Source organism: Qipengyuania soli, assembly GCF_015529805.1.
In the GTDB taxonomy this organism is placed as follows: Bacteria; Pseudomonadota; Alphaproteobacteria; order Sphingomonadales; family Sphingomonadaceae; genus Qipengyuania; species Qipengyuania soli.
Genome location: NZ_CP064654.1, coordinates 1279255 through 1298482 on the forward strand (window position 1 = coordinate 1279255; position 19228 = coordinate 1298482).

Sequence of the window (19228 nt, forward strand, 5' to 3'; positions counted from 1 at the left end):
TCAGAAGCCCGCCCCGGCCGACCCGGGCTTGAAACGGATCAAGCGACTGTCGACCAGCGCGGCGGTGCGGTTCACCACTGCCTTCTGGTAGTCAGGATCCTTGATCATCTCGAAGAACGCCGCGCTGTTCGGATATTGCGCGACGAAGCCGTCGTGCCACTGCTTGTCGGCAGGGCCCGTTACCATGGTCTGGAATGCTCCGCGCCACACGATGCTGCCGCCGACGCGACGGAAGATCGGGCCGCTGGTTTTGCCGTACTCTTCATAAGCCCGCCGACCCGACCAGCCATTGCCGTGATGCTCGTGCCCCTCGGGGTATTCGGCATGGTCGCGATAAAGCAGCAGGTTGAGCATGTGGATCGGCTCGTCGCGCGGAAGGTCCTTGAAGGCGGCGAAATTGGCCGGGCTCGGGTCGATATAGCGCTCAGTCATGGTCCCATCCCTCTCCTGTCAGGTCGCATTGCATATAGACGGTATCGAGAACCCGCCCGAACTTGAAGCCGACATTGCGCATCCGGCCGGCGTGGGCGAAGCCGAGCTTGGCATGGAGCGCGACAGAAGCGGGCTCCCCGCCTCCGATGACGGCTATCATCTGCTTGAATCCGCATTCGCGCGAGGCCTCGAGGAGGTTACCGAGCAGGAGCGAGCCTATTCCCATCCCGCGCGCCTCGGCTGCGATGTAAATGCTGTTCTCGCAGGTCCGGGCGTAGGCAGCGCGAGGCCGGAATTGCGTGGCATAGGCATAGCCAAGCACCTCCCCTGCACGCTCGGCGACTAGGAAGGGCCAACCCTTCGCGGAGATGTCCGCGATCTTCTGCGCCCACTCGGCCTCACTCGGCCCCTCGCTGTCGAAGGAGGCAGTGCCATGGGCGACGTGGTAATCGTAAATGGCACTGATGGCCCGCGCGTCACCGGGATGCGCGGGCCTGATCTGCAGGTCAGCCAAGCGTGTAGTCCGCAAAGCGGTCGCGCAGGTCCTTCTTGCTGATCTTGCCAGTGGCGGTGTGCGGAATGTCGTCGACGAATTCGACCGCATCGGGGAGCCACCATTTCGCGATCTTGTCGGTCAGGAATTCGGTGATCTCCGCACCGGTGCACTCGATGCCTTCCTTCTTCACGACGAAAAGTACCGGACGCTCGTCCCACTTGGGGTGCGGCATGCCAATGCAGGCGGCTTCGGCCACGGCAGGGTGGCCGACAGCGGCGTTTTCCAGTTCCACCGAGCTGATCCACTCGCCGCCTGACTTGATCACGTCCTTGGTCCGGTCGGTCAGTTGCAGCGTGCCATCGGGGTGGATCACGCCGACGTCGCCCGTGTCGAACCAGCCCTCGGCATTGGCAGCGTCATGCTCGGCCTTGAAGTAGCGCTTGAGCACCCAGGGACCGCGGATCTGCAGTGCGCCCGAAGTCTCCCCGTCGCGCGGCAATTCGGTGGTCATGTCATCGAGACTGACGATGCGCAGTTCCACGCCGAAGATCGGGCGGCCCTGCTTCATGGTCTTGGCGACTTTCTCGTCGAAGCTGAGGTTATCCCAGTCGGCAGTCGGCCCGCCGACCGTGCCGATGGGGCTCGTTTCGGTCATGCCCCAGGCATGCTGGACGCGGGTGCCGTTTTTCATGAGCCGCTCGATCATGAACTTCGGCGCAGCCGAGCCGCCGATGGTCGCAGCCTTCAACGGCGGCAGGTCGATGCCCTGCGCATCGCAATACTGGAAGTGAGCGAGCCATACGGTCGGCACGCCGGCGCTGTCGGTCACGCCTTCGCGGATCATCAGTTCGTGCAGCACCGCAGGGTCGTTGACCGCGCTGAAGACGAACTTGATGCCTGCCATGCCGCCTGAATAGGGCAGGCCCCAGCTCGCGGCGTGGAACATGGGCACGACCGGCAGCATCACCGATGACGGCGCGAAGTTGAAGGCCGTGGTCTGCAAGCCAGCCATCGCATGAAGCAAGGTCGAGCGGTGCTCATACTGCACGCCCTTGGGATTGCCTGTGGTGCCGCTGGTGTAGCAGATCATGCACGGGTCGCGCTCGTCGCCCTGGACCCAGTCAAAGTCTCCGTCCTGCGCGCCGATCCAGTCCTCGAACGCAGGTGAATGCTCGCCCGAATCGAAGCAGATGTAATGTTCGACCGTGGTCCAGCGGTCCTTCATGCGATCGACGATCGGCTGGAACGCCGCATCGTAGATCATCACCTTATCCTCGGCGTGATTGACGATATAGTCGAGCTGGTCGTCGAACAGGCGCGGGTTCACCGTGTGCAGCACCCCGCCCATGCCGGCGACACCGTACCAGCTGACGAGGTGGCGCGAATGGTTCATCGCCATGCTCGCGACCTTGTCCCCCTTCTTCAGTCCGAGCGCGAGGAGTGCCTGCGCCATGCGCTTGGCATCATGGCGGATACCTGCCCAGTTGGTGCGAGTTTCACTGCCGTCCGCCCAGCGGGTGACGATCTCGCGCGTCCCCGCCTCGCGTGCTGCGTGGTCGACAACATGCGTGATCCGCATGGTCCAGTCCTGCATCGCTCCGAGCTGCATGTTCTCTCCTCGTCCCTTTGGCCCTCTTATGGGGCGCAGAATCAGGCGACGAGACGCAGGTGGCCCGCTCCTCGCCGCGCGGTCAGCTGCACCTTGGCAAGACCGTGCACGCTTGCCAAGCGTTCGGCGAGGTCGCCGTCGATATTGAAGGCCCGGCCGAGGTTCATGACCGGCGAGGGATCGTCGCCGGTAAGCAGGGTGGCATGGACCTCGTCACATCCCTCGCCCGCCGCGGTGAGCTCGATTGCGAGCTGCATCAATGCATCGGTGTCGGCGATGTCGAGTGTCAGCAGCATGGGCGTCGACCCGCGGACCTCGGACAGCGGCACCGCGCCGCGAACGGTGATCCGTGGGGGCTCGTCGGGGCTCGGGCTGTCGAGCTCGACATTGAGCTTCACGCAGGTCTGGTTGTCGGCCCATTCGAGGAATTTCTCGACCAGCCCTTCCTCGAAGCAGGCGGCACTGAACTGGCCGGAGCTGTCGGAGAAGTCAGCCCGGATGAACGGCTTCCCGCGGCGTGTCGTGCCCTTGTTCACCTTCTCGACCATCGCCGCCATGACCGCGCCCGCGCGTCCGCCCGGAGGCGCTCCGCCCGCCATCAGCGAGGCATAGGACCGCGCCCCTTGGGCCGAAGCGACGGTGCGCCATGCCTCGACCGGGTGTTCGGCGAAGTAGAACCCGAAGTTCTCCTTCTCGCGCGCCATCTGGTCGGCGCGGCTCCACGGTTCGACTTCCTTGAGCCGCAGCGTGTCCTCCGTCGCATCTTCGCCACCGAACAGCGCCGCCTGCCCGCTCGACCGCTCGCGCTCGGCCGCATCGGCGACAGCCAGCAGCATATCGGCATTGGCGAATACCCTCGCACGGTTCGGCTCGAATTCATCGAGCGCACCGGCACTGGCCAGCGCCTCCAACTGTCGCGAGTTCATCGCACCCTTGGGTAGGCGCTCGAACAGGTCCTGCAGGCTCTGGTAGAGGCCCGAACCTTCACGCTCGTCGACGATCGCCTCCATCGCCCGTTCGCCGACATTGCGGATGCCCGCCAGCGCGTATCGGACGGCATAGCCCTCGTCGGTCTGTTCGACGGTGAACTCGGCCTCCGAGTGGTTCAGCGAGGGCGGTAGGATCTTGATCCCGCTACGCCGCGCATCGTCGACGAAAACCGCCAACTTTTCCGACTGGTGCATGTCGAAGCACATCGAGGCGGCGTAGAACTCCTCCGGGTAATGCGCCTTCAGCCAAGCGGTCTGGTAGGCAAGCAGCGCGTAGGCGGCGGCGTGCGACTTGTTGAAGCCGTAGCCGGCGAACTTGTCGATCAAGTCGAACAGGGCATTCGCCTCGTTCTTCTCGATGCCGGACACTTCCTTGCACCCGTCGACGAAGCGCTGGCGCTGCGCATCCATTTCAGCCTGGACCTTCTTGCCCATTGCGCGGCGCAGCAGGTCAGCGTCGCCGAGCGAATACCCCGCAAGGATCTGCGCGGCCTGCATGACCTGTTCCTGGTAGACGAAGATGCCGTAGGTTTCGGCAAGGATGCCTTCGAGCTTCGCATGGGGGTATTCGATCGGCACCTCGCCCGCCTTGCGCTTGCCGAACAGCGGGATGTTGTCCATCGGGCCGGGCCGATAGAGCGAGACGAGCGCGATGATGTCGCCGAAGTTGGTCGGCTTCACCGCGGTCAGCGTGCGCCGCATGCCCTCCGATTCCAGCTGAAACACGCCGACTGTGTTGCCGCTCTTCATGAGCTCGTAGACCTTGGCGTCGTCCAGCGGCAGCGTGGAAAGGTCGATGGCGATGTCCCGCTTCTTCAGCAGGTCGGTCGCCTTCTTGAGCACCGAAAGCGTCTTCAGCCCGAGGAAGTCGAACTTCACCAGGCCGCTGCTCTCGACATTCTTCATGTCGTACTGCGTCACCGGCATGTCCGAACGCGGGTCGCGGTACAGCGGAACGAGCTGCGCCAGCGGCCGGTCGCCGATCACCACGCCGGCCGCGTGGGTCGAGCTGTTGCGTGGGAAACCCTCGAGCTGCATCGCGAGGTCGACGAGGCGCTTCACCTCGTTGTCGTTGTCGTATTCGCGCTTGAAGTCCGCAGCGCCATTCAGCGCGCGCGGCAGGGTCCAGGGGTCGGTCGGATGGTTGGGCACCATCTTGCACAGCCGGTCGACGTGACCATAGCTCATCTGGAGGATGCGGCCCGTATCGCGCAGCACGGCGCGGGCCTTGAGCTTGCCGAAAGTGATGATCTGCGCCACGTGGTCGTGACCGTACTTCGCCTGCACGTAGCGGATCACCTCGCCGCGCCGCGTTTCGCAGAAGTCGATATCGAAGTCCGGCATCGAGACGCGTTCGGGGTTGAGGAAACGCTCGAACAGCAGTCCCAGCTTGATCGGGTCGAGGTCGGTGATGGTCAGCGCCCAGGCGACCAGCGAGCCAGCACCCGAACCACGCCCCGGCCCCACGGGGATATCCTGTTCCTTGGCCCATTTGATGAAGTCGGCAACGATCAGGAAGTAGCCGGGGAAGCCCATCTGGTTAATGATGTCGACCTCGAACTTGAGGCGCTCGAAATAGGCCTGCCGTTCTTCCTCCGGAAAATCCTCGTAGAGCGCGAGACGGGCTTCGAGGCCCTTGCGTGCATCCTCCTCCAGCATCCGTGCCTCGCCCTCGAGATCGCCGGCAAGGCTGGGCAGGATCGGCTTTCGATAGGGTGGAGCGTAAGCGCAGCGCTGGGCGATGACGAGCGTGTTTTCAACCGCCTCGGGCAGGTCGGCGAAGGCCTCGTCCATCATGTGGTAGGTCTTGACGTAGCTCTCCGGATTGGAGCGCAGGCGGTCTTCGGCATCGACGTGGGTCGATCCGGCGATGCACAGCATGGCGTCATGCGCCTTGTGCATGTGCGCCTCGGCAAAATTCGCTGGATTGGTCGCGACCAGCGGCAGGTCGCGCGCATAGGCGAGGTCGATGAGTGCTTCCTCGGCGCGCTCCTCCACTTCGTTCCCGCGGCGGGCGAGTTCGATGTAGAGGCGCCCGGGGAAGAAACCCTGCAAACGGTCCAGTACAGCCTCGGCGTGGGGCTGCTGGCCTTCGGCGAGCAGCCGCGTCACCGCCCCCTCGCTCGCACCGGTCAGCGCGATCAGGCCGTCGGTATGGCCTTCGAAATCGCGCATCCGCACATGCGGGTCGAATTCCAGCGGCCGGTCGAGATGCGCCCGGCTTACGAGATGGCAGAGATTGTCGTAGCCCGCCTCGTCCTGGGCGAAGAGCGGGAGGTAATCGACCTGCTTGCCCTCCGCATCGCGCGCCACGCCGAGCAGGGTGCCAATGATAGGCTGGATGCCTTCCGCCTTGCAGGCATTGGCGAACATGACCGCACCATAAAGGCCGTTGCGGTCACAGATGGCCATGGCGGGAAAGCCGCGTTCCTTCGCCAGCTTCGCCATCGCCTTGGGATCGATCGCCCCTTCGAGCATCGAATAGGCGGACAGGACGCGCAGGGGAACGAAGGGCTTGAACGGCATCCTCCCAATATGCGGATGCCGACGCCCCGGGCCAAGGGCGGGACTCGGTTAGTTTGGGAAAATCCTGTGGGCTTCAGGCGGCCGCTTGTGCCGGGGCGAGCCGCCGCATCGCAGGTGCGCTCCCGCCATAGGTCAGCCAGCGCCACAACCACTCCATCGGGCCAAAGCGATAGCGCGCCAGCCACCATGCGCTGAACGCCATCTGGAAAGCGAAGAAGGCGAGGCAGATGAGGACTACGATAGAGGTGCCGATCTTGCCCCCGAGCGCGAGGCCGGGGCCGATACCGAACAGCACGAAGGCGTAGGCCAAGCCCTGCATGAGGTAATTCGTCAGCGCCATTTGCCCTACCGGCCGGAAGGGCGCGAGGATGCGCCTTCCTGTCGGATTGTGCCAACCGGTTGCGACCATGCAGGCATAGCCTGCAGCAAGAAGCAGTGCCGCCGGAGATTCGAGGAAAGAGCGAATGTATCCGCCGGCCTTCTCGTCGATACCCGGAGCGCCGGCATCCACGCTGACGATGGCCAGCGCCACGAGCAGGCCCAGCGGCAGGATTACATTGCGAATTCGGCGTAGCAGGGGGAGATTTCCGGCGATGTTGTCGACCAGACCGCTACGGCCAATCGCTGCCCCGAGCATGAAGCGTCCCGGCGCATAGGCCAGCCATACGAGGAACAATCCCCCGACAAACCACTCATCCCGGGTGTAGCGCCACATGAGGCCGACCATTCCGAGATAGTCACCCGCCTCGCTAGCAGCCTGCCGTGCATGGACGCTGGCATCGGAATAAGGCTCCCAGTCCATCAGCGGTATGCCTGCCATCTCCGCAACCGCTCTCTGAACATCGGTCGAAATCATCGCGAGGAGGAAACCGACGATGACGAAGGTCCGGGTCTTCCAGTGCCTCGCCGCGAGCAGGATGAACCCGGCGATCGCATAGACGTTGAGGATGTCCCACACCCACAGGAGCGTGAGGTTGAGCATGCCGAAAACCCACAACCAGGCAAGTCGGCGAGAATAGCGCGCGACGAAGCCGGGGCGATCCCCGTTGCGACTGATCTGGATGTAGAAGCCAAGCCCGAACAGCGTGGCGAAGATCGTGTTCGCCTTGTCCACCAGGAGGACCTCGACGATGAAATCGACAATGTGATCGAGGCGCGCGGTTGGCAGCGTCGCAAGCTGTGTGTCGGTGGCCATCAGGCCACCACCTGCAAACCCGACGAAGTTGACTGTCAGCACGCCGAGGAGCGCGAAACCGCGCAGGACATCGACCTCGTCGATCCGCTCGTTCTGCGCAACCGGCGCAGCGAGCGTCCCCCTCAATTCCTCCATCAACGCACCCCCGCATTTCCACGCGATGCGACCCCCGGTGGCAAGGTCTGCCACCGGATTTCCACTGCGTCACCAGCAATTTCGGCTAGTCAGCGGCCCTCGCGAATTTTGCGCCGCGTATCGCGGATCGTCGACCAGGCGCCGTACAGCACGAGCACGCCGAGGAAGATCCACACCCACAACGGAATGTTACGCCCCGCGATGGCGAGGTAGAGATAGGCGGAAATGAAGCAGAAACCCGCGCACATGGTCGGTACGACAGTCGATCGCCCTGCCCGCGCCCGCTTCACCAGCCAGCCGATCGAGGCGAAGAAGAACGGGATCGCTCCCACGTAAATCGCGCCGAAGACATACGGGTTCACCCCGTAATCCGCGCCGAGCGAAAGGAACCACTGGTTGATATCGGCAAGCATGGCATGACCTTCGTCGAGCTACCCGGCGGAGTTACAGCAGCTTCTCGATATCCTTGGCGATTGTCTTCGGCGCGTCGGCCGGGCCATAGCGCTTCACTACATGGCCTTCGCGGTCGACGAGGAACTTGGTGAAGTTCCACTTGATCGCCTTCGAACCCATCAGGCCGGGCGCTTCGCCCTTCATCCAGTCGAACAGCGGGCTGGCATCCGCGCCGTTGACATCGACCTTTGCCATCAGCGGGAAGGTGAGGCCGAAATTGACCTTGCAGAATTGCTCGATTTCCTCGGCATCGCCGGGTTCCTGTCCGCCGAACTGGTTGCAGGGAAAGGCCAGCACTTCGAAGCCCTTGTCCTTGTAGTCCTGGAAAAGCTTTTCCAGCCCGTCGTATTGCGGAGTGAAGCCGCACTTGCTGGCCGTGTTCACGACGAGCAGCACCTTGCCGAGCTTCTCCTTGAGGTCGAGTTCCTCGCCTTTGTTCGTGGCGACGGAGAAATCGGCGATGGTGGTCATGCGGGGCTATTCCTTGTGACGGCAAACGAAATCAAAGCAGGTCGTCCATGTCATGCCTTGGTCGAGCGACCCATGGACTGCGAAATGCTCTCTACAAAGCGGGAAAGTCGTCCCGCGAAGCAAGTGCGAGAATTTCGGGCAGGTGGAATTCCCGGTCCCCGTGCTTCTCGATGTAATACCTGTCACGATCGCGTTCGGGCATCAGCATTATGTGGTGGACCAGTTCGGCGAACGACCCGCTGCGCAGCCCCTTCGCGCCTTCGAACAGCCCGCTGCCAGCACCTTCGCGGTGGAGCGATGCGCGGGCGTCCCACTGGATTCCCTCGCGGTGGCAGTCGGTAGCGTTGAACGTGCTTGGGTGATCGGTCATCCGGGTCCTCCTTCGCCTCGTAACGAGCGAAATAGCATGAGGGTCCTATTCCAGAACACCTTCATGCAATCGAACGATACGATCCATCTTCTGCGCCAGGCGCTCGTTATGCGTCGCGATCAGGGCCGCACTGCCTTCTCCCCGCACCAGAGCGAGGAATTCCGCCAAAACGCGATCGCTGGTGGCCTCGTCGAGGTTGCCGGTCGGCTCGTCGGCGAGCACCAGCTTGGGTCGGTTGGCAAGCCCGCGTGCTACGGCCACGCGCTGCTGTTCGCCGCCCGATAGCTGGCTTGGCCGATGGTCCATCCGATGTCCGAGACCGAGCGCGGTGAGCAGCTGCTCCGCCCTCGCCTCGGCTTCCTCGCGCGGCTTGTCCGCCACGAGTTGCGGAAGGATCACGTTCTCGCGCGCATCGAAATCGGGCAGCAAGTGGTGGAACTGGTAGACGAAACCGAGGTGGTTGCGCCGCAGCATGGTGCGGGCGTGGGAGTCCGACTTCTCGGCCGATTCCCCGGCAATGACGATTTCGCCGCCGAAGCCGCCTTCGAGAAGGCCGACGGCCTGCAGCAGGGTCGACTTGCCCGAGCCCGAGGGGCCGAGCAGCGCAACGATCTCTCCCGGACGGATGGTCAGGTCGACACCGCGGAGGACATCGATCCGCACCCCACCTTGCTCGAAGCTGCGGGTCAGGCCCTTGAGCTCGACAACAGGTTTCACGCCATTCTCACTCATAGCGCAGCACCTGAACCGGATCGGTGCTTGCCGCCTTCCACGCCGGGTAAAGCGTGGCGAGGAAGCTGAGCACCAAGGCAAGCAACACGATCATCGCCACTTCGATGGGATCGGTCTTGGATGGCAGCGTGGTCAGGAAGCGCACCTGCGGATCCCACAGGTTCTGGCCGGTGACCTTGCCGATAATCTCCACGATGCCCTGGCGGAAAAACAGCACGACAAAGCCGAAGATCAGGCCTGCCACCGTCCCGATCGCACCGACGGTGAAGCCGGTGGTGACGAAGATCTTCATCAGGCTTTGCCGGGTTGCGCCCATGGTGCGCATGATCGCGATGTCGCGGGTCTTGGCGCGCACCAGCATCACGAGGCTCGAAAGGATGTTGAACGCCGCGACGAGGACCATGAAGCTCAGGGCAAAGGCCATGGCGACACGTTCGACCTGCAGGGCCTCGAACAGGGTGGCATTGATGGTCTTCCAGTCGGCGACGACCGCCCTGCCTTGAACGGCCCGCTGGACCGGTTCGAGGATGTCGCCGACCTTGTCGGGATCCGCGACCTTCACCTCGATCATGCCCACCGTGTCACCCAGCAGCAGCAGCGTCTGCGCATCCTGCATCGGCATGATCACGAAGGCGCCGTCATAGTCGTAAACGCCCACTTCGAAGATCGCAGCGACCTCGTAACCCACCTGGCGCGGCACGGTGCCGAACGGGGTCGGGCGTCCCTGCGGGTTTATGATGGTGATCGTGTCACCGACGCGTGCGCCGATGTTCTCGGCAAGCCGGACACCAATCGCGACCTTGCCGGCCCCCGGCTGGATCGGATCGAGGCTGCCGCTGACCAGCTTGTCCTGGAACTTGCGGATATCTTCCATCGTGTTGCCGCGCGCCAGGATACCCTCGACCCGCCCGTTGAAGGTAGTCATCAGCGGCTGTTCGATCAGCGGGCTGGCTTCGACGACCCCGGGGGTTTTCCTGACCTCGTTGAGGATGTTTTCCCAGTCATCCATGCGTCCGCCGTAGGCCTGGACGATGGCATGGCCGTTGAGGCCGACGATCTTGTCGAGCAGTTCGGCGCGGAAGCCGTTCATGACGCTCATCACGATGACCAGCATGGCCACGGACAGCATGACGACGCCGATGGAAATGCCCGCGACCAGCGCGATGAAGGCCTCGCCCCTGCCCGGAAGCAGGTAGCGTTTGGCGATCGTCCATTCAAAAGGGGATAGGATCAAGGCAGCCCGTTTGGTTCGAGTTTTGCTCGGCGCGGCTTTAGGCAGGCAAACCTTTCGGCGCAATGAAATCGTTCCTCACGGGGGACTCCTCGTCGCACCACCCTTGTAATCGGAGCGTAACATCGCCATTGGGGCGCGCATCCGGAATGCAGGCGGCGGACAGGCCCTCGATGAACTTTACCCACCCGTTTCTCGACGAGGATGGCGACAAGCTGCGCGAAGAGTGCGGCGTGTTCGGCGCAATCAATGCGGCCGATGCCGCTGCCGCCACGGCGCTGGGCCTCCACGCCCTGCAGCACCGTGGCCAGGAGGCGGCGGGCATTACCAGCTTCGACGGTGCGGAATTCTATTCGCGTCGCGGCCTCGGCCATGTGGCGGAGAATTTCTCCAGCCAGGAGGCTATCGCCGAACTCCCGGGCTTCATGGCTGCCGGCCATGTCCGCTATTCGACCACCGGTGGTGCGGGTCTGCGCAACGTGCAGCCGCTCTACGCCGACCTTGCCAGCGGCGGTTTCGCCGTCGCGCACAACGGCAATATTTCGAATGCCGGGGTTCTGCGCGACGATCTCGTCCGCCGCGGTTCGATCTTCCAGTCGACCAGCGACACCGAGGTGATCATACACCTCGTCGCGACGAGCCGTTACCCGACGATCATGGATCGCCTGATCGATGCGCTGCGCCTGCTTGAAGGCGCCTATGCGCTGATCGTGATGACGCGGGAGGGCATGATCGCTTGCCGCGACCCGTTGGGCATCCGCCCGCTGCAGATGGGCCGGATCGGCGATGCGACCGTGTTTGCCTCCGAAACAGTCGCCTTCGACGTGGTCGGCGCAGAGTTCGTCCGCCAGGTCGAACCGGGCGAGATCATCAAGGTCGACTTCGATGGCAACGTCGATTCGCTTCACCCGTTCGGATCGCACAAGCCGCGCCCGTGCATCTTCGAGCACGTCTATTTCAGCCGCCCCGACTCGGTCTTCGACGGTCGCAGCATTTACGAGGCGCGCAAGGCCATCGGTGCCGAGCTTGCACGCGAAAAGCCGGTCGATGCCGACATCGTCATTCCGGTTCCCGACTCCGGTGTCCCCGCCGCCATCGGCTATGCGCAGGAATCGGGCATTCCTTTCGAACTGGGCATCATCCGTTCGCACTACGTCGGACGTACCTTCATCCAGCCTTCGGACGGCGCCCGCCATGCCGGGGTAAAGCGCAAGCACAACGCCAATCGTGCGATGGTCGAAGGCAAGCGCATCGTCCTGATCGACGATTCCATTGTTCGCGGCACCACCTCGATGCAAATCGTCGAGATGATGCGTGACGCAGGTGCGAAGGAAGTGCATTTCCGCGTCGCTAGCCCGCCGACCGCGCACAGCTGCTTCTATGGCGTCGACACGCCAGAACGCAGCAAGCTGCTCGCCGCACGCATGGACATCGAGCCGATGCGCGAATTCATCAAGGCGGACAGCCTTGCTTTCGTGTCGATCGACGGGCTTTACCGCGCCGTCGGCGAAGGTCCGCGCAAGCGCGAATGCCCGCAGTTCTGCGACGCCTGCTTCACCGGCGACTATCCCACCTCGCTGACCGATCTCGCGCGGCGTGAAGAACGGCAGGACCAGCTGGTGCTGCCGGTGGAGGCTGCCGAGTAATGACCAAGCGGCTTGAAGGACGCCTCGCCCTCGTCACGGGGGCCAGCAAAGGCATCGGCGCGGCGACGGCCAAGGCGCTTGCCGCCGAAGGAGTGCACGTGGTCCTGACCGGCCGCGATGTCCGCGCGCTCGAGGCGGTCGAGGACGAGATCCACGAAGCTGGCGGCAATTCGACCATTGCCCCGGTAGACCTTGCCGAACCGGACGGGATTGCACGCCTCGCTTCGGCACTTTCCGGTCGCTGGGACAAGCTTGATTACCTCGTTATTTCTGCCGCTTACCTGCCGACCCTCACATCGGTTACGCAGATCGACGGCAAGCAGCTCAGCCAGGCCGTCACGATCAACGTCCTCGCCACCCAGTCGCTGCTCGCCAATTTCGACCCGCTGCTGAAGCGCGCCGACGGCGCGCGGGTAATCGGGCTGACCAGCAGCGTCGGAGCCGCTCCGCGTGCTTACTGGGCAGCGTATGGTTCGACCAAGGCCGCTTTCGACAACATCCTCGAAAGCTATGCCGCCGAAATCGAGAAGATTTCCAAGGTGCGCGTGGCCGTGATCGATCCGGGTGCGACTCGCACGGCAATGCGAGCCAAGGCCTATCCCGGCGAGGACCCGCAGACGGTCAAACCCCCCGAAGCCGTCGCAAATCGCATCGTCGAGCTGCTTGTTAACGATTTCACGGGTTTCCACCGAGAGCGCGTGGAAGGGTGAATTAACCCGCGCCGTTTACCCTTTGGTAACGTCAAAAGCCGAAATTCCGCCAGATACACCGCGTGTGCGCGAGGTGACTTATGAGCCGGAATGAAGACGAGACGGAAGGGCGCGACATGACCTATCAGACACAGGACCGATACCTGGTAGCTGCGCAAGAGGATCGCTGCGCGCCGCGGACGAAGCTGACCATTCCGGGACAGCTACGCGCCTCTGGCGGCCGTGCCTTTCAGACGGTGGTCCACGATCTGTCGATCTCCGGCTTTTCGGCGGCTGCGATCAATCGCATGCACGAAGGCCAGTTGTGCTGGCTCACCCTGCCCGGCCTTGAATCGCTCCAGGCGCAGGTCGTGTGGTGGGAGAACTGCATGGTCGGCTGCGCCTTCAGCGAATTGCTGAGCCCGATCGTGCACGACAACATCATCGCCCGTTACACCGGCGCGGGCAACTACCGCCCCTACTGAGCGGGCAGCTTTCGACAAGCTAGGCGACGACACCGACCACATTGGCGGCGACCCGAAGGGCGCGGCCTGAACCGTGTCCGGAAAGTCGTCGTCGGTGGCGGTGCCCTTCGCGGACGCCGCCACCACTCCCTAGATCACTTGTTCTTGACGATCGCGTCGACGAGCTCGCGGAAATCGGCGCGCCCGCCGCTGCTGGTGGCCTTGGGCCAGTTGCTGATGATGGCGACGACCACCTGTTCGGAAGGGACGATGGTGATCGCCTGCCCGAAGATGCCCTGCGCACCGAAGTTCCCGCCGGGATAAGTCCACCACTGGTAGCCATAGCCGAAGCCGGGAGCCTGCGGAGCGAAATCGACCTGGCGCCCGCCCGCCTTCGCGAACCAGCCATCGGGCACCACGCCCTTGCCGCCTTCGAGCACGAACTGGCCGAAGCGGGCATAGTCCGAAAGCCGGACCGAGAGGCAGCAGCCACCGATATTGCCGCCGGTGAGGTCCTGCATCCAGAACAGCCCTCCGGAAAAGCCTGCGGGCTCGACGATCTTCTCTGCCGCATAGGCGGCGAGCGACTTGCCCGTAGCTTTCTCCACGATGAGGCCGAGCAGGTTGGTCTCGAGCGTCTTGTAGACCCACTTGCTGCCCGCCGGAGCTTCGCGCTTCAGGGTGCGCGCAAAGGTTACAGCTTGCGACTCGCCCGCAACCGGCTCGATGGCCAGCATCCTGGCCACGTCGCTTTTGGGATCGGAATAGTCCTCGTTCCACGCCACGCCCGAAGTCATCGTCGCAATCTGGCCGACGGTGACGCCATCGTAGGCAGTCCCGGCAAGCTCTGGAATGATGTCGGTAACCGGGGTGTCGATGGAGCCGATCTTCCCGTCCGCGATGGCTGCCCCGAGCAAGGTCGAGGTGAAGCTCTTGGCCACGGAGAAGCTAGTCCAGCGTTCGTCCGCCGTCATGCCGAGACGGTATTCCTCGAACCGGACCACCCCGTGATCGAGCACCATCATGCCAGACGCATTGGTCCGCTCCATGTATTCGCGGATGGCGGCCTTGAGCCCGTCCGACAGTTCGGGACCGCGCGTCAGCGTGCGGGTATGACGGGGCGCGGCAACTTCGAGGCCGGGGAAGGAGTCCTCCATCTTGCGGAAGGCCGCGGACCGCCGCTCGTCGCTCCAGAACAGGATCGAGTCGCTCGGATCCATGGTCGCCGGATTCGCCGGGACCGACTGCGTGACCGCGGGCGCTGCCGCAACATGTGCGGTTAGCGTATCGTCGTTCGCCGTTACGCAGCCGGCCAAGGCCAGCACGCTGATCGAAAGCAGCAATCGCTTCATTTTGTCTCTCCCCCTTTGACCAGCGTCACCTGGTGGACATCGATGCCGCCACCACGGAAACCGCCTTCGCAATACATCAGGTAATAGCGCCAGAGATCGCAGAAGCGCGCATCGAATCCGTGCGGCAGGCGTCCCTGTTTTTCCGCCGCATCGAAGTTCTGACGCCACAGCTTCAGCGTCTCGGCATAGTCGAGACCGAAATCAGCCTGGTCGCGCCATTCCAGACCGCGCTCCTCGGCCAGTCGGCGGAACTCGCTGGTGCGGATCAGCAGGCCTCCCGGGAAGATGTATGCCTGGATGAAATCGGCGCTCTTGGCATATTCGTCGAACAGCACGTCGCGCATGGATATGTACTGGATCGCCGCGCGACCGCCCGGCTTCAAATTGCGCGCGACGCAGTCCATGAAGGTCGGCCAGTATTCGCGTCCCAGTGCCTCGACCATCTCGACGCTGACGATGGCGTCGAACTGGCCGGACGTATCGCGATAATCCTGCTTGCGGAAATCGATCGACGATGAGTGGTGCGCCCTCGCCCATGCCAGTTGTTCGTCCGACAGGCTGATGGCGGTGACGTCACTGCCTCGTGCCGCAAGGTCGTCCGCAAGCCCGCCCCAGCCGCAGCCGATCTCGAGCACCGTGGCGGCATCACCGATGCGTGACGCCAGCGCGGACCACTTGCGCTTCTGCGCGGCCTCGAGCCCGTCACCGGCCACGTCGAGCGCGGAAGAGTAGCTCATCGTCGGGTCGAGCCACGGCGCGTAGAAGTCGTTGCCGAGGTCATAGTGCGCAGAAATGTTCTTCTGCGATCCTTCCTCGGTGTTGCGGTTGAACAGGTGGGCAAGGCGCAGGGCGTGGCGGAACGGCCCCTTTGCGCGCGCGGTGTCACCCAGGCGCTCGGCATGCTGCACGAAAAGCGCGAAGAGCGGCACCGGGTCGGGGCTCCACCATTCTCCCGCTTCCCACGCCTGGTACCAACCGACCGAGCCGTTGCTCGCCAGGCGCAGCAACGCATTGTAGCTGCGCAGTTCGACCGTGCATTCGAAGCCGGGTGCGCGTCCGCCGAGTTTGCGCTCTGTCCCGTCGGGAAGAACGCCGTAAATCGTCCCCGAAACCAGCGCAGCATCGATCTTGCCGAGGATCTTCTCGAAGCCGGGTGCGACCAGTCGCGCGAAAAACCCCGGCTTGCGGGCAAAACGGCGTGAACCCTCGACGAGGTCGCGGCCGCGGATGGTGGTCTGCATGTCCATTGCCGCCGCTATTACGCGCAGCGCGGCGCGAGGCAAGCTAACCCTTCGCTTCGGCGTAGGCTGCAAGCGCTCTTTCGCGTGCCTCCTTGTGGCCGATCATCTTCTTCGGATAGGCGCCCCGCCTGCTGTCGGCCGGATCGTGGATCTCGGCATCGGAAAGTTTCGCAAGTTCCGGCACATATTCGCGAATGTAGCCAGCGGAGTCGAACTTCTCGCTCTGCGTCAGTGGCGCCATGATCCGCACGAACATGTTGCTGTCGACACCGGTGCCAGAAATCCACTGCCAGTTGACGCCATTGTTGCCGTAGTCGGCATCGACCAGCGTGTCCCAGAACCACTGTTCGCCGAAGCGCCAGTCGATAAGGAGGTGCTTCACCAGGAAGCTGGCGGCGATCATCCGCACGCGGTTGTGCATCCACCCGGTTTGCCACAGCTGGCGCATGCCGGCATCGACGACCGGATAGCCGGTCATGCCGCGCTGCCAGCGTTCGAGATCGGACTGGATGAGGTGTCCCATTTTGGGATTCCGCCACAGCTTGCGCTCGTCGTAGGTCCGGTAACTGTCCCGCGGGTAATCGGGGAACTGGTCGATGACGTTCTGCGCGTAGTCGCGCCAGATCAGTTCCTTGGCAAACACACGCCAGCCCTCGCTGCGCTTGTCCTTGAGCTTGTGCCACACCTGCGCCGGACTGATTTCGCCCCAGTGCAAGTGAGGCGACAAACGCGATGTCATGTCTTCGGACGGAAGGTTGCGACCATTGTCGTAGGAAGCGACTTCGTCGGCCCACCAGTTCAGCCTTTCGCACGCAGCCGTTTCGCCAACCTCCCAGAACTCGCGCATCCCGCCCGCCCAGTCGGGGCGCGTGGGGAGCAAGCTCCAGTCCGCCAGAGCATCGCTTTCGGGCCAGCTCTCGGGAGAATGGATCGTATCAGGCTCCGGCAACGGCTCACGGGGCGGCATACGCTCGAGCATCGCCTTCGAAAACGGAGTGTAGATCTTGTAGGGATCGCCCGATCCGGTGGTCACGCTACCCGGAGGCAGGAGGTAATTTCCATCGTAGAGACAAAGCTCCCGGCCGTCGGGCAAGGCATCGCGCAGCTCGTCCTCGGCCTCCTTCCACCAAGGCTCGTAGTGTCGAAGCGCGTGGATGCAAGTCGCCCCGGTTTCCTCGGCCAAGCTGGCAAGGACCTGCGGCGCATCACCGCGACGAAGGACGATCCGCGAATGATGCGAGCCCAGCGTCGCTCCCAGGCTTTCCAGAGAATGGTGGAGCCACCAGCGCGACGCGCCGCCATAGGCATGGTCGCCCGCACGCCCGTCATCGAGGACGTGGACTGGAATGACAGGGCCGGATTTGGCTGCGGCGTGGAATGCTGGTTGGTCGGCCAGCCGGAGATCGCGCCTTAGCCAGACAATCTGTGGTGAACTCATGCCTGCGGAACCCAATTGGACCTGCGCTTGTTCCCCCAGTCATGGATATGCACAGCTCCCAATTCGTCGAGGCAGAGGACCAGCCGGTCCCAGCCGAACATGTCCGCCTGCCGGAGCGCGGATTTACCGTCGATCGTACGAAAGCTCTCGTATCTGCCGCCATCCTCTGGGTTGGCTGGGCAACCATGGTCTATCTGGTCACTCACGGGATGACCGGTACCTTCGACGACTGGGGCCTGCATCTCTACCGGACCGGTGCTGACTTCCACCCTCGCGGCGGACCGTTCATCCATGAGGCCGTTCGCGACATCACTTCGCTCGGCGGGGTATTGCTGAGCACGCTCATCACGATCGGCGCGATAGTCGCCCTCCTGTTCCTGCGCTTGCGGCGCGAGGCTGTCCTGTTTGCCAGCACGGTATTCTTCGGCTGGATGTTGAACAACCTCATGAAGTGGCTCATCGGTCGCGACCGCCCAGAAATCGTGCCCCACCTGACCGAAGCCGGCGGTAACAGCTTCCCCAGCGGACACAGTTTCGCGTCGGCAATGATCTATATCGGCATGGCGCTGGCCTTCGCCTCGATGAGCAAGCGCCATTCGGTTCGCTATACGATGATCGGCACGGCGATGGTGCTTTCCGCAATGATCGCATGGAGCCGGGTGATGCTGGGAGTCCATTTCCCGAGCGACGTCACTGCCGGCTGGATGGGCGGAGCCGCCTGGGCATTCACCGCTGCCGCCCTGCTCTACAAGCCGGCCAAGGCCGTTGCCGACAGTCCCGCAGGCGAGAAGCTGGAGACAGCCGTACACTAGCGGAAAAAAACGTCGCAGGTACCTTCGGGCAAACGAACAGCGAAGCGGTCGCCGATATTGGGATCAGCGAAACGCGCATCGCGTAGCCACAGCCCATCGCGACGGTATTCGACGAACGGCACGCGGGACCACACGAGGAAGGCTCTCACCTGCGGATCCCGCTCCGCTGCGTTCGATAGTCGACAATCGGCAAGCGTGACCCCGCCGAGCCGGCGCACGTTCAGGCGACCCTCGCCCGGACCGGAATAGTTGTCGATCAGCGAGTGGTTGCCCTCCTGGTTCGGGAAGATCAGCTGACGCTTCCAGAAAAACAAAGGCACCGGCGCGGCAATGGTGTGGGCATAGTGCGCATCCATCAACCGCATGCGCTCGGCGTCGCGCGTGATGAAGCCGTTGATGAGGATATAGCCGCAAGCGACCGTAAGTGCGACCCGCGCGGGCCTCACCCAGTTGCCGCCCTGCCTTTCTCGCCTCAGCGAAAACCATGTGGCGAAACCCAGCAGGGCCCAAAGCCAGATGTCGATGATGAACAGCGTGTCGCCATAGAACCAGCGATCCGAAAAGGGCATCAGGAGGCGGATGCCATAGACGTTCAGCCAGTCGAGCGCCGGGTGGGTCAGGCACGCGATGAAGGCCAGCAGGTAGAGCCACTTGAAGCTCACCGGCAGGCGCGCTGGCGGCCTTGTTCCGCGCTTCGCCTGCCAGCGATCGAAGCCGTAGAGCAGGCCAGCAAGAACCAACGGGAGAAGCAGCAGCGCCGGCGGCCCGTGGGTAATACCGCGACGAAAGCCGAGATGTTCGACCCCGTCGAGCCAGAGGAAACAGGCTGCATCTACATCGGGCAGATTGGCCCCGATGATCAGCGCGGGCATCGCCAGCCCGGTTTTGCGCTTCAGTCCCGTCTGTCCGATCAGCGCGCCGACAAGGCTGTGTGTCAGGTTGTCCAT

18 protein-coding genes are annotated in these 19228 nt (G+C 63.4%); 4 read left to right on the forward strand and 14 right to left on the reverse strand.

Annotated features, from left to right (window positions below):
* The 10 genes from IRL76_RS06420 to IRL76_RS06465 form a co-directional block, all read right to left on the reverse strand.
* On the reverse strand, nt 1-432 hold the full coding sequence (locus tag IRL76_RS06420) for a DUF1330 domain-containing protein (RefSeq protein ID WP_200983953.1): 432 nt from the start codon (nt 430-432) through the stop codon (nt 1-3).
* Complete coding sequence (locus IRL76_RS06425) at nt 425-946, reverse strand: GNAT family N-acetyltransferase (protein ID WP_246450034.1); 522 nt, start codon at nt 944-946, stop codon at nt 425-427. The genes IRL76_RS06420 and IRL76_RS06425 overlap by 8 nt, the downstream gene beginning before the upstream one ends.
* Nucleotides 939-2537 carry a long-chain fatty acid--CoA ligase gene (locus tag IRL76_RS06430; RefSeq protein ID WP_246450036.1) on the reverse strand — a complete coding sequence of 533 codons (1599 nt, stop codon included), beginning with the start codon at nt 2535-2537 and terminating at the stop codon, nt 939-941. The genes IRL76_RS06425 and IRL76_RS06430 overlap by 8 nt, the downstream gene beginning before the upstream one ends.
* Before the next feature lie 41 nt (nt 2538-2578).
* Nucleotides 2579-6052 carry a DNA polymerase III subunit alpha gene (gene dnaE / locus IRL76_RS06435; protein WP_200983955.1) on the reverse strand — a complete coding sequence of 1158 codons (3474 nt, stop codon included), beginning with the start codon at nt 6050-6052 and terminating at the stop codon, nt 2579-2581.
* A 73-nt stretch (nt 6053-6125) separates the two neighbouring features.
* A complete protein-coding gene (locus IRL76_RS06440; protein ID WP_200983956.1) occupies nt 6126-7436 on the reverse strand; it encodes a DUF418 domain-containing protein in 1311 nt (436 codons plus the stop codon).
* 35 nt (nt 7437-7471) lie between these two features.
* Nucleotides 7472-7795: a hypothetical protein gene (locus IRL76_RS06445; protein WP_200983957.1), complete on the reverse strand. Its 324-nt coding sequence runs from the start codon at nt 7793-7795 to the stop codon at nt 7472-7474.
* 31 nt (nt 7796-7826) lie between these two features.
* A complete protein-coding gene (locus IRL76_RS06450) occupies nt 7827-8306 on the reverse strand; it encodes a glutathione peroxidase (protein ID WP_200983958.1) in 480 nt (159 codons plus the stop codon).
* A 91-nt stretch (nt 8307-8397) separates the two neighbouring features.
* On the reverse strand, nt 8398-8676 hold the full coding sequence (locus tag IRL76_RS06455) for a hypothetical protein (RefSeq protein ID WP_200983959.1): 279 nt from the start codon (nt 8674-8676) through the stop codon (nt 8398-8400).
* 45 nt (nt 8677-8721) lie between these two features.
* Nucleotides 8722-9408 carry an ABC transporter ATP-binding protein gene (locus tag IRL76_RS06460; protein WP_200983960.1) on the reverse strand — a complete coding sequence of 229 codons (687 nt, stop codon included), beginning with the start codon at nt 9406-9408 and terminating at the stop codon, nt 8722-8724.
* Nucleotides 9401-10642: a lipoprotein-releasing ABC transporter permease subunit gene (locus IRL76_RS06465; RefSeq protein ID WP_200983961.1), complete on the reverse strand. Its 1242-nt coding sequence runs from the start codon at nt 10640-10642 to the stop codon at nt 9401-9403. Before IRL76_RS06465 ends, IRL76_RS06460 begins: the two co-directional genes overlap by 8 nt.
* 170 nt (nt 10643-10812) lie before the next feature.
* On the opposite strand from IRL76_RS06465, the gene purF reads away from it, so the two are divergent.
* The 3 genes from purF (at nt 10813) to IRL76_RS06480 (ending at nt 13459) form a co-directional block, all read left to right on the forward strand.
* Nucleotides 10813-12285: an amidophosphoribosyltransferase gene (purF, locus tag IRL76_RS06470; RefSeq protein WP_200983962.1), complete on the forward strand. Its 1473-nt coding sequence runs from the start codon at nt 10813-10815 to the stop codon at nt 12283-12285.
* Nucleotides 12285-12995: an SDR family NAD(P)-dependent oxidoreductase gene (locus tag IRL76_RS06475; protein ID WP_200983963.1), complete on the forward strand. Its 711-nt coding sequence runs from the start codon at nt 12285-12287 to the stop codon at nt 12993-12995. The genes purF and IRL76_RS06475 overlap by 1 nt, the downstream gene beginning before the upstream one ends.
* Before the next feature lie 116 nt (nt 12996-13111).
* Nucleotides 13112-13459 carry a PilZ domain-containing protein gene (locus IRL76_RS06480; protein WP_200984207.1) on the forward strand — a complete coding sequence of 116 codons (348 nt, stop codon included), beginning with the start codon at nt 13112-13114 and terminating at the stop codon, nt 13457-13459.
* A gap of 134 nt (nt 13460-13593) precedes the next feature.
* Here the strand turns inward: IRL76_RS06480 and IRL76_RS06485 are convergent, their stop codons facing one another.
* Genes IRL76_RS06485 through IRL76_RS06495 form a run of 3 tightly spaced genes read right to left on the reverse strand, consistent with a single transcriptional unit; the run spans nt 13594 to nt 17469 of the window.
* Entirely contained in the window at nt 13594-14790 is a 1197-nt protein-coding gene (locus IRL76_RS06485; RefSeq protein WP_200983964.1) for a serine hydrolase domain-containing protein, read from the reverse strand.
* Nucleotides 14787-16037 (reverse strand): SAM-dependent methyltransferase, encoded by a 1251-nt coding sequence (locus IRL76_RS06490; RefSeq protein ID WP_200983965.1) that lies wholly within the window; start codon nt 16035-16037, stop codon nt 14787-14789. Before IRL76_RS06490 ends, IRL76_RS06485 begins: the two co-directional genes overlap by 4 nt.
* Nucleotides 16038-16074: 37 nt before the next feature.
* Nucleotides 16075-17469 (reverse strand): cryptochrome/photolyase family protein, encoded by a 1395-nt coding sequence (locus IRL76_RS06495; protein WP_200983966.1) that lies wholly within the window; start codon nt 17467-17469, stop codon nt 16075-16077.
* Between the two features lie 47 nt (nt 17470-17516).
* Between IRL76_RS06495 and IRL76_RS06500 the strand changes: the two genes are divergently transcribed.
* Nucleotides 17517-18281, forward strand: coding sequence for a phosphatase PAP2 family protein (locus IRL76_RS06500; RefSeq protein ID WP_200983967.1), 765 nt, complete (start codon nt 17517-17519; stop codon nt 18279-18281).
* On the opposite strand, the gene IRL76_RS06505 is transcribed toward IRL76_RS06500, so the two are convergent.
* The gene (locus IRL76_RS06505) at nt 18278-19228 is read right to left on the reverse strand and encodes a metal-dependent hydrolase (RefSeq protein WP_200983968.1); all 951 of its coding nucleotides are present in this window, start codon (nt 19226-19228) and stop codon (nt 18278-18280) included. The genes IRL76_RS06500 and IRL76_RS06505 overlap by 4 nt on opposite strands.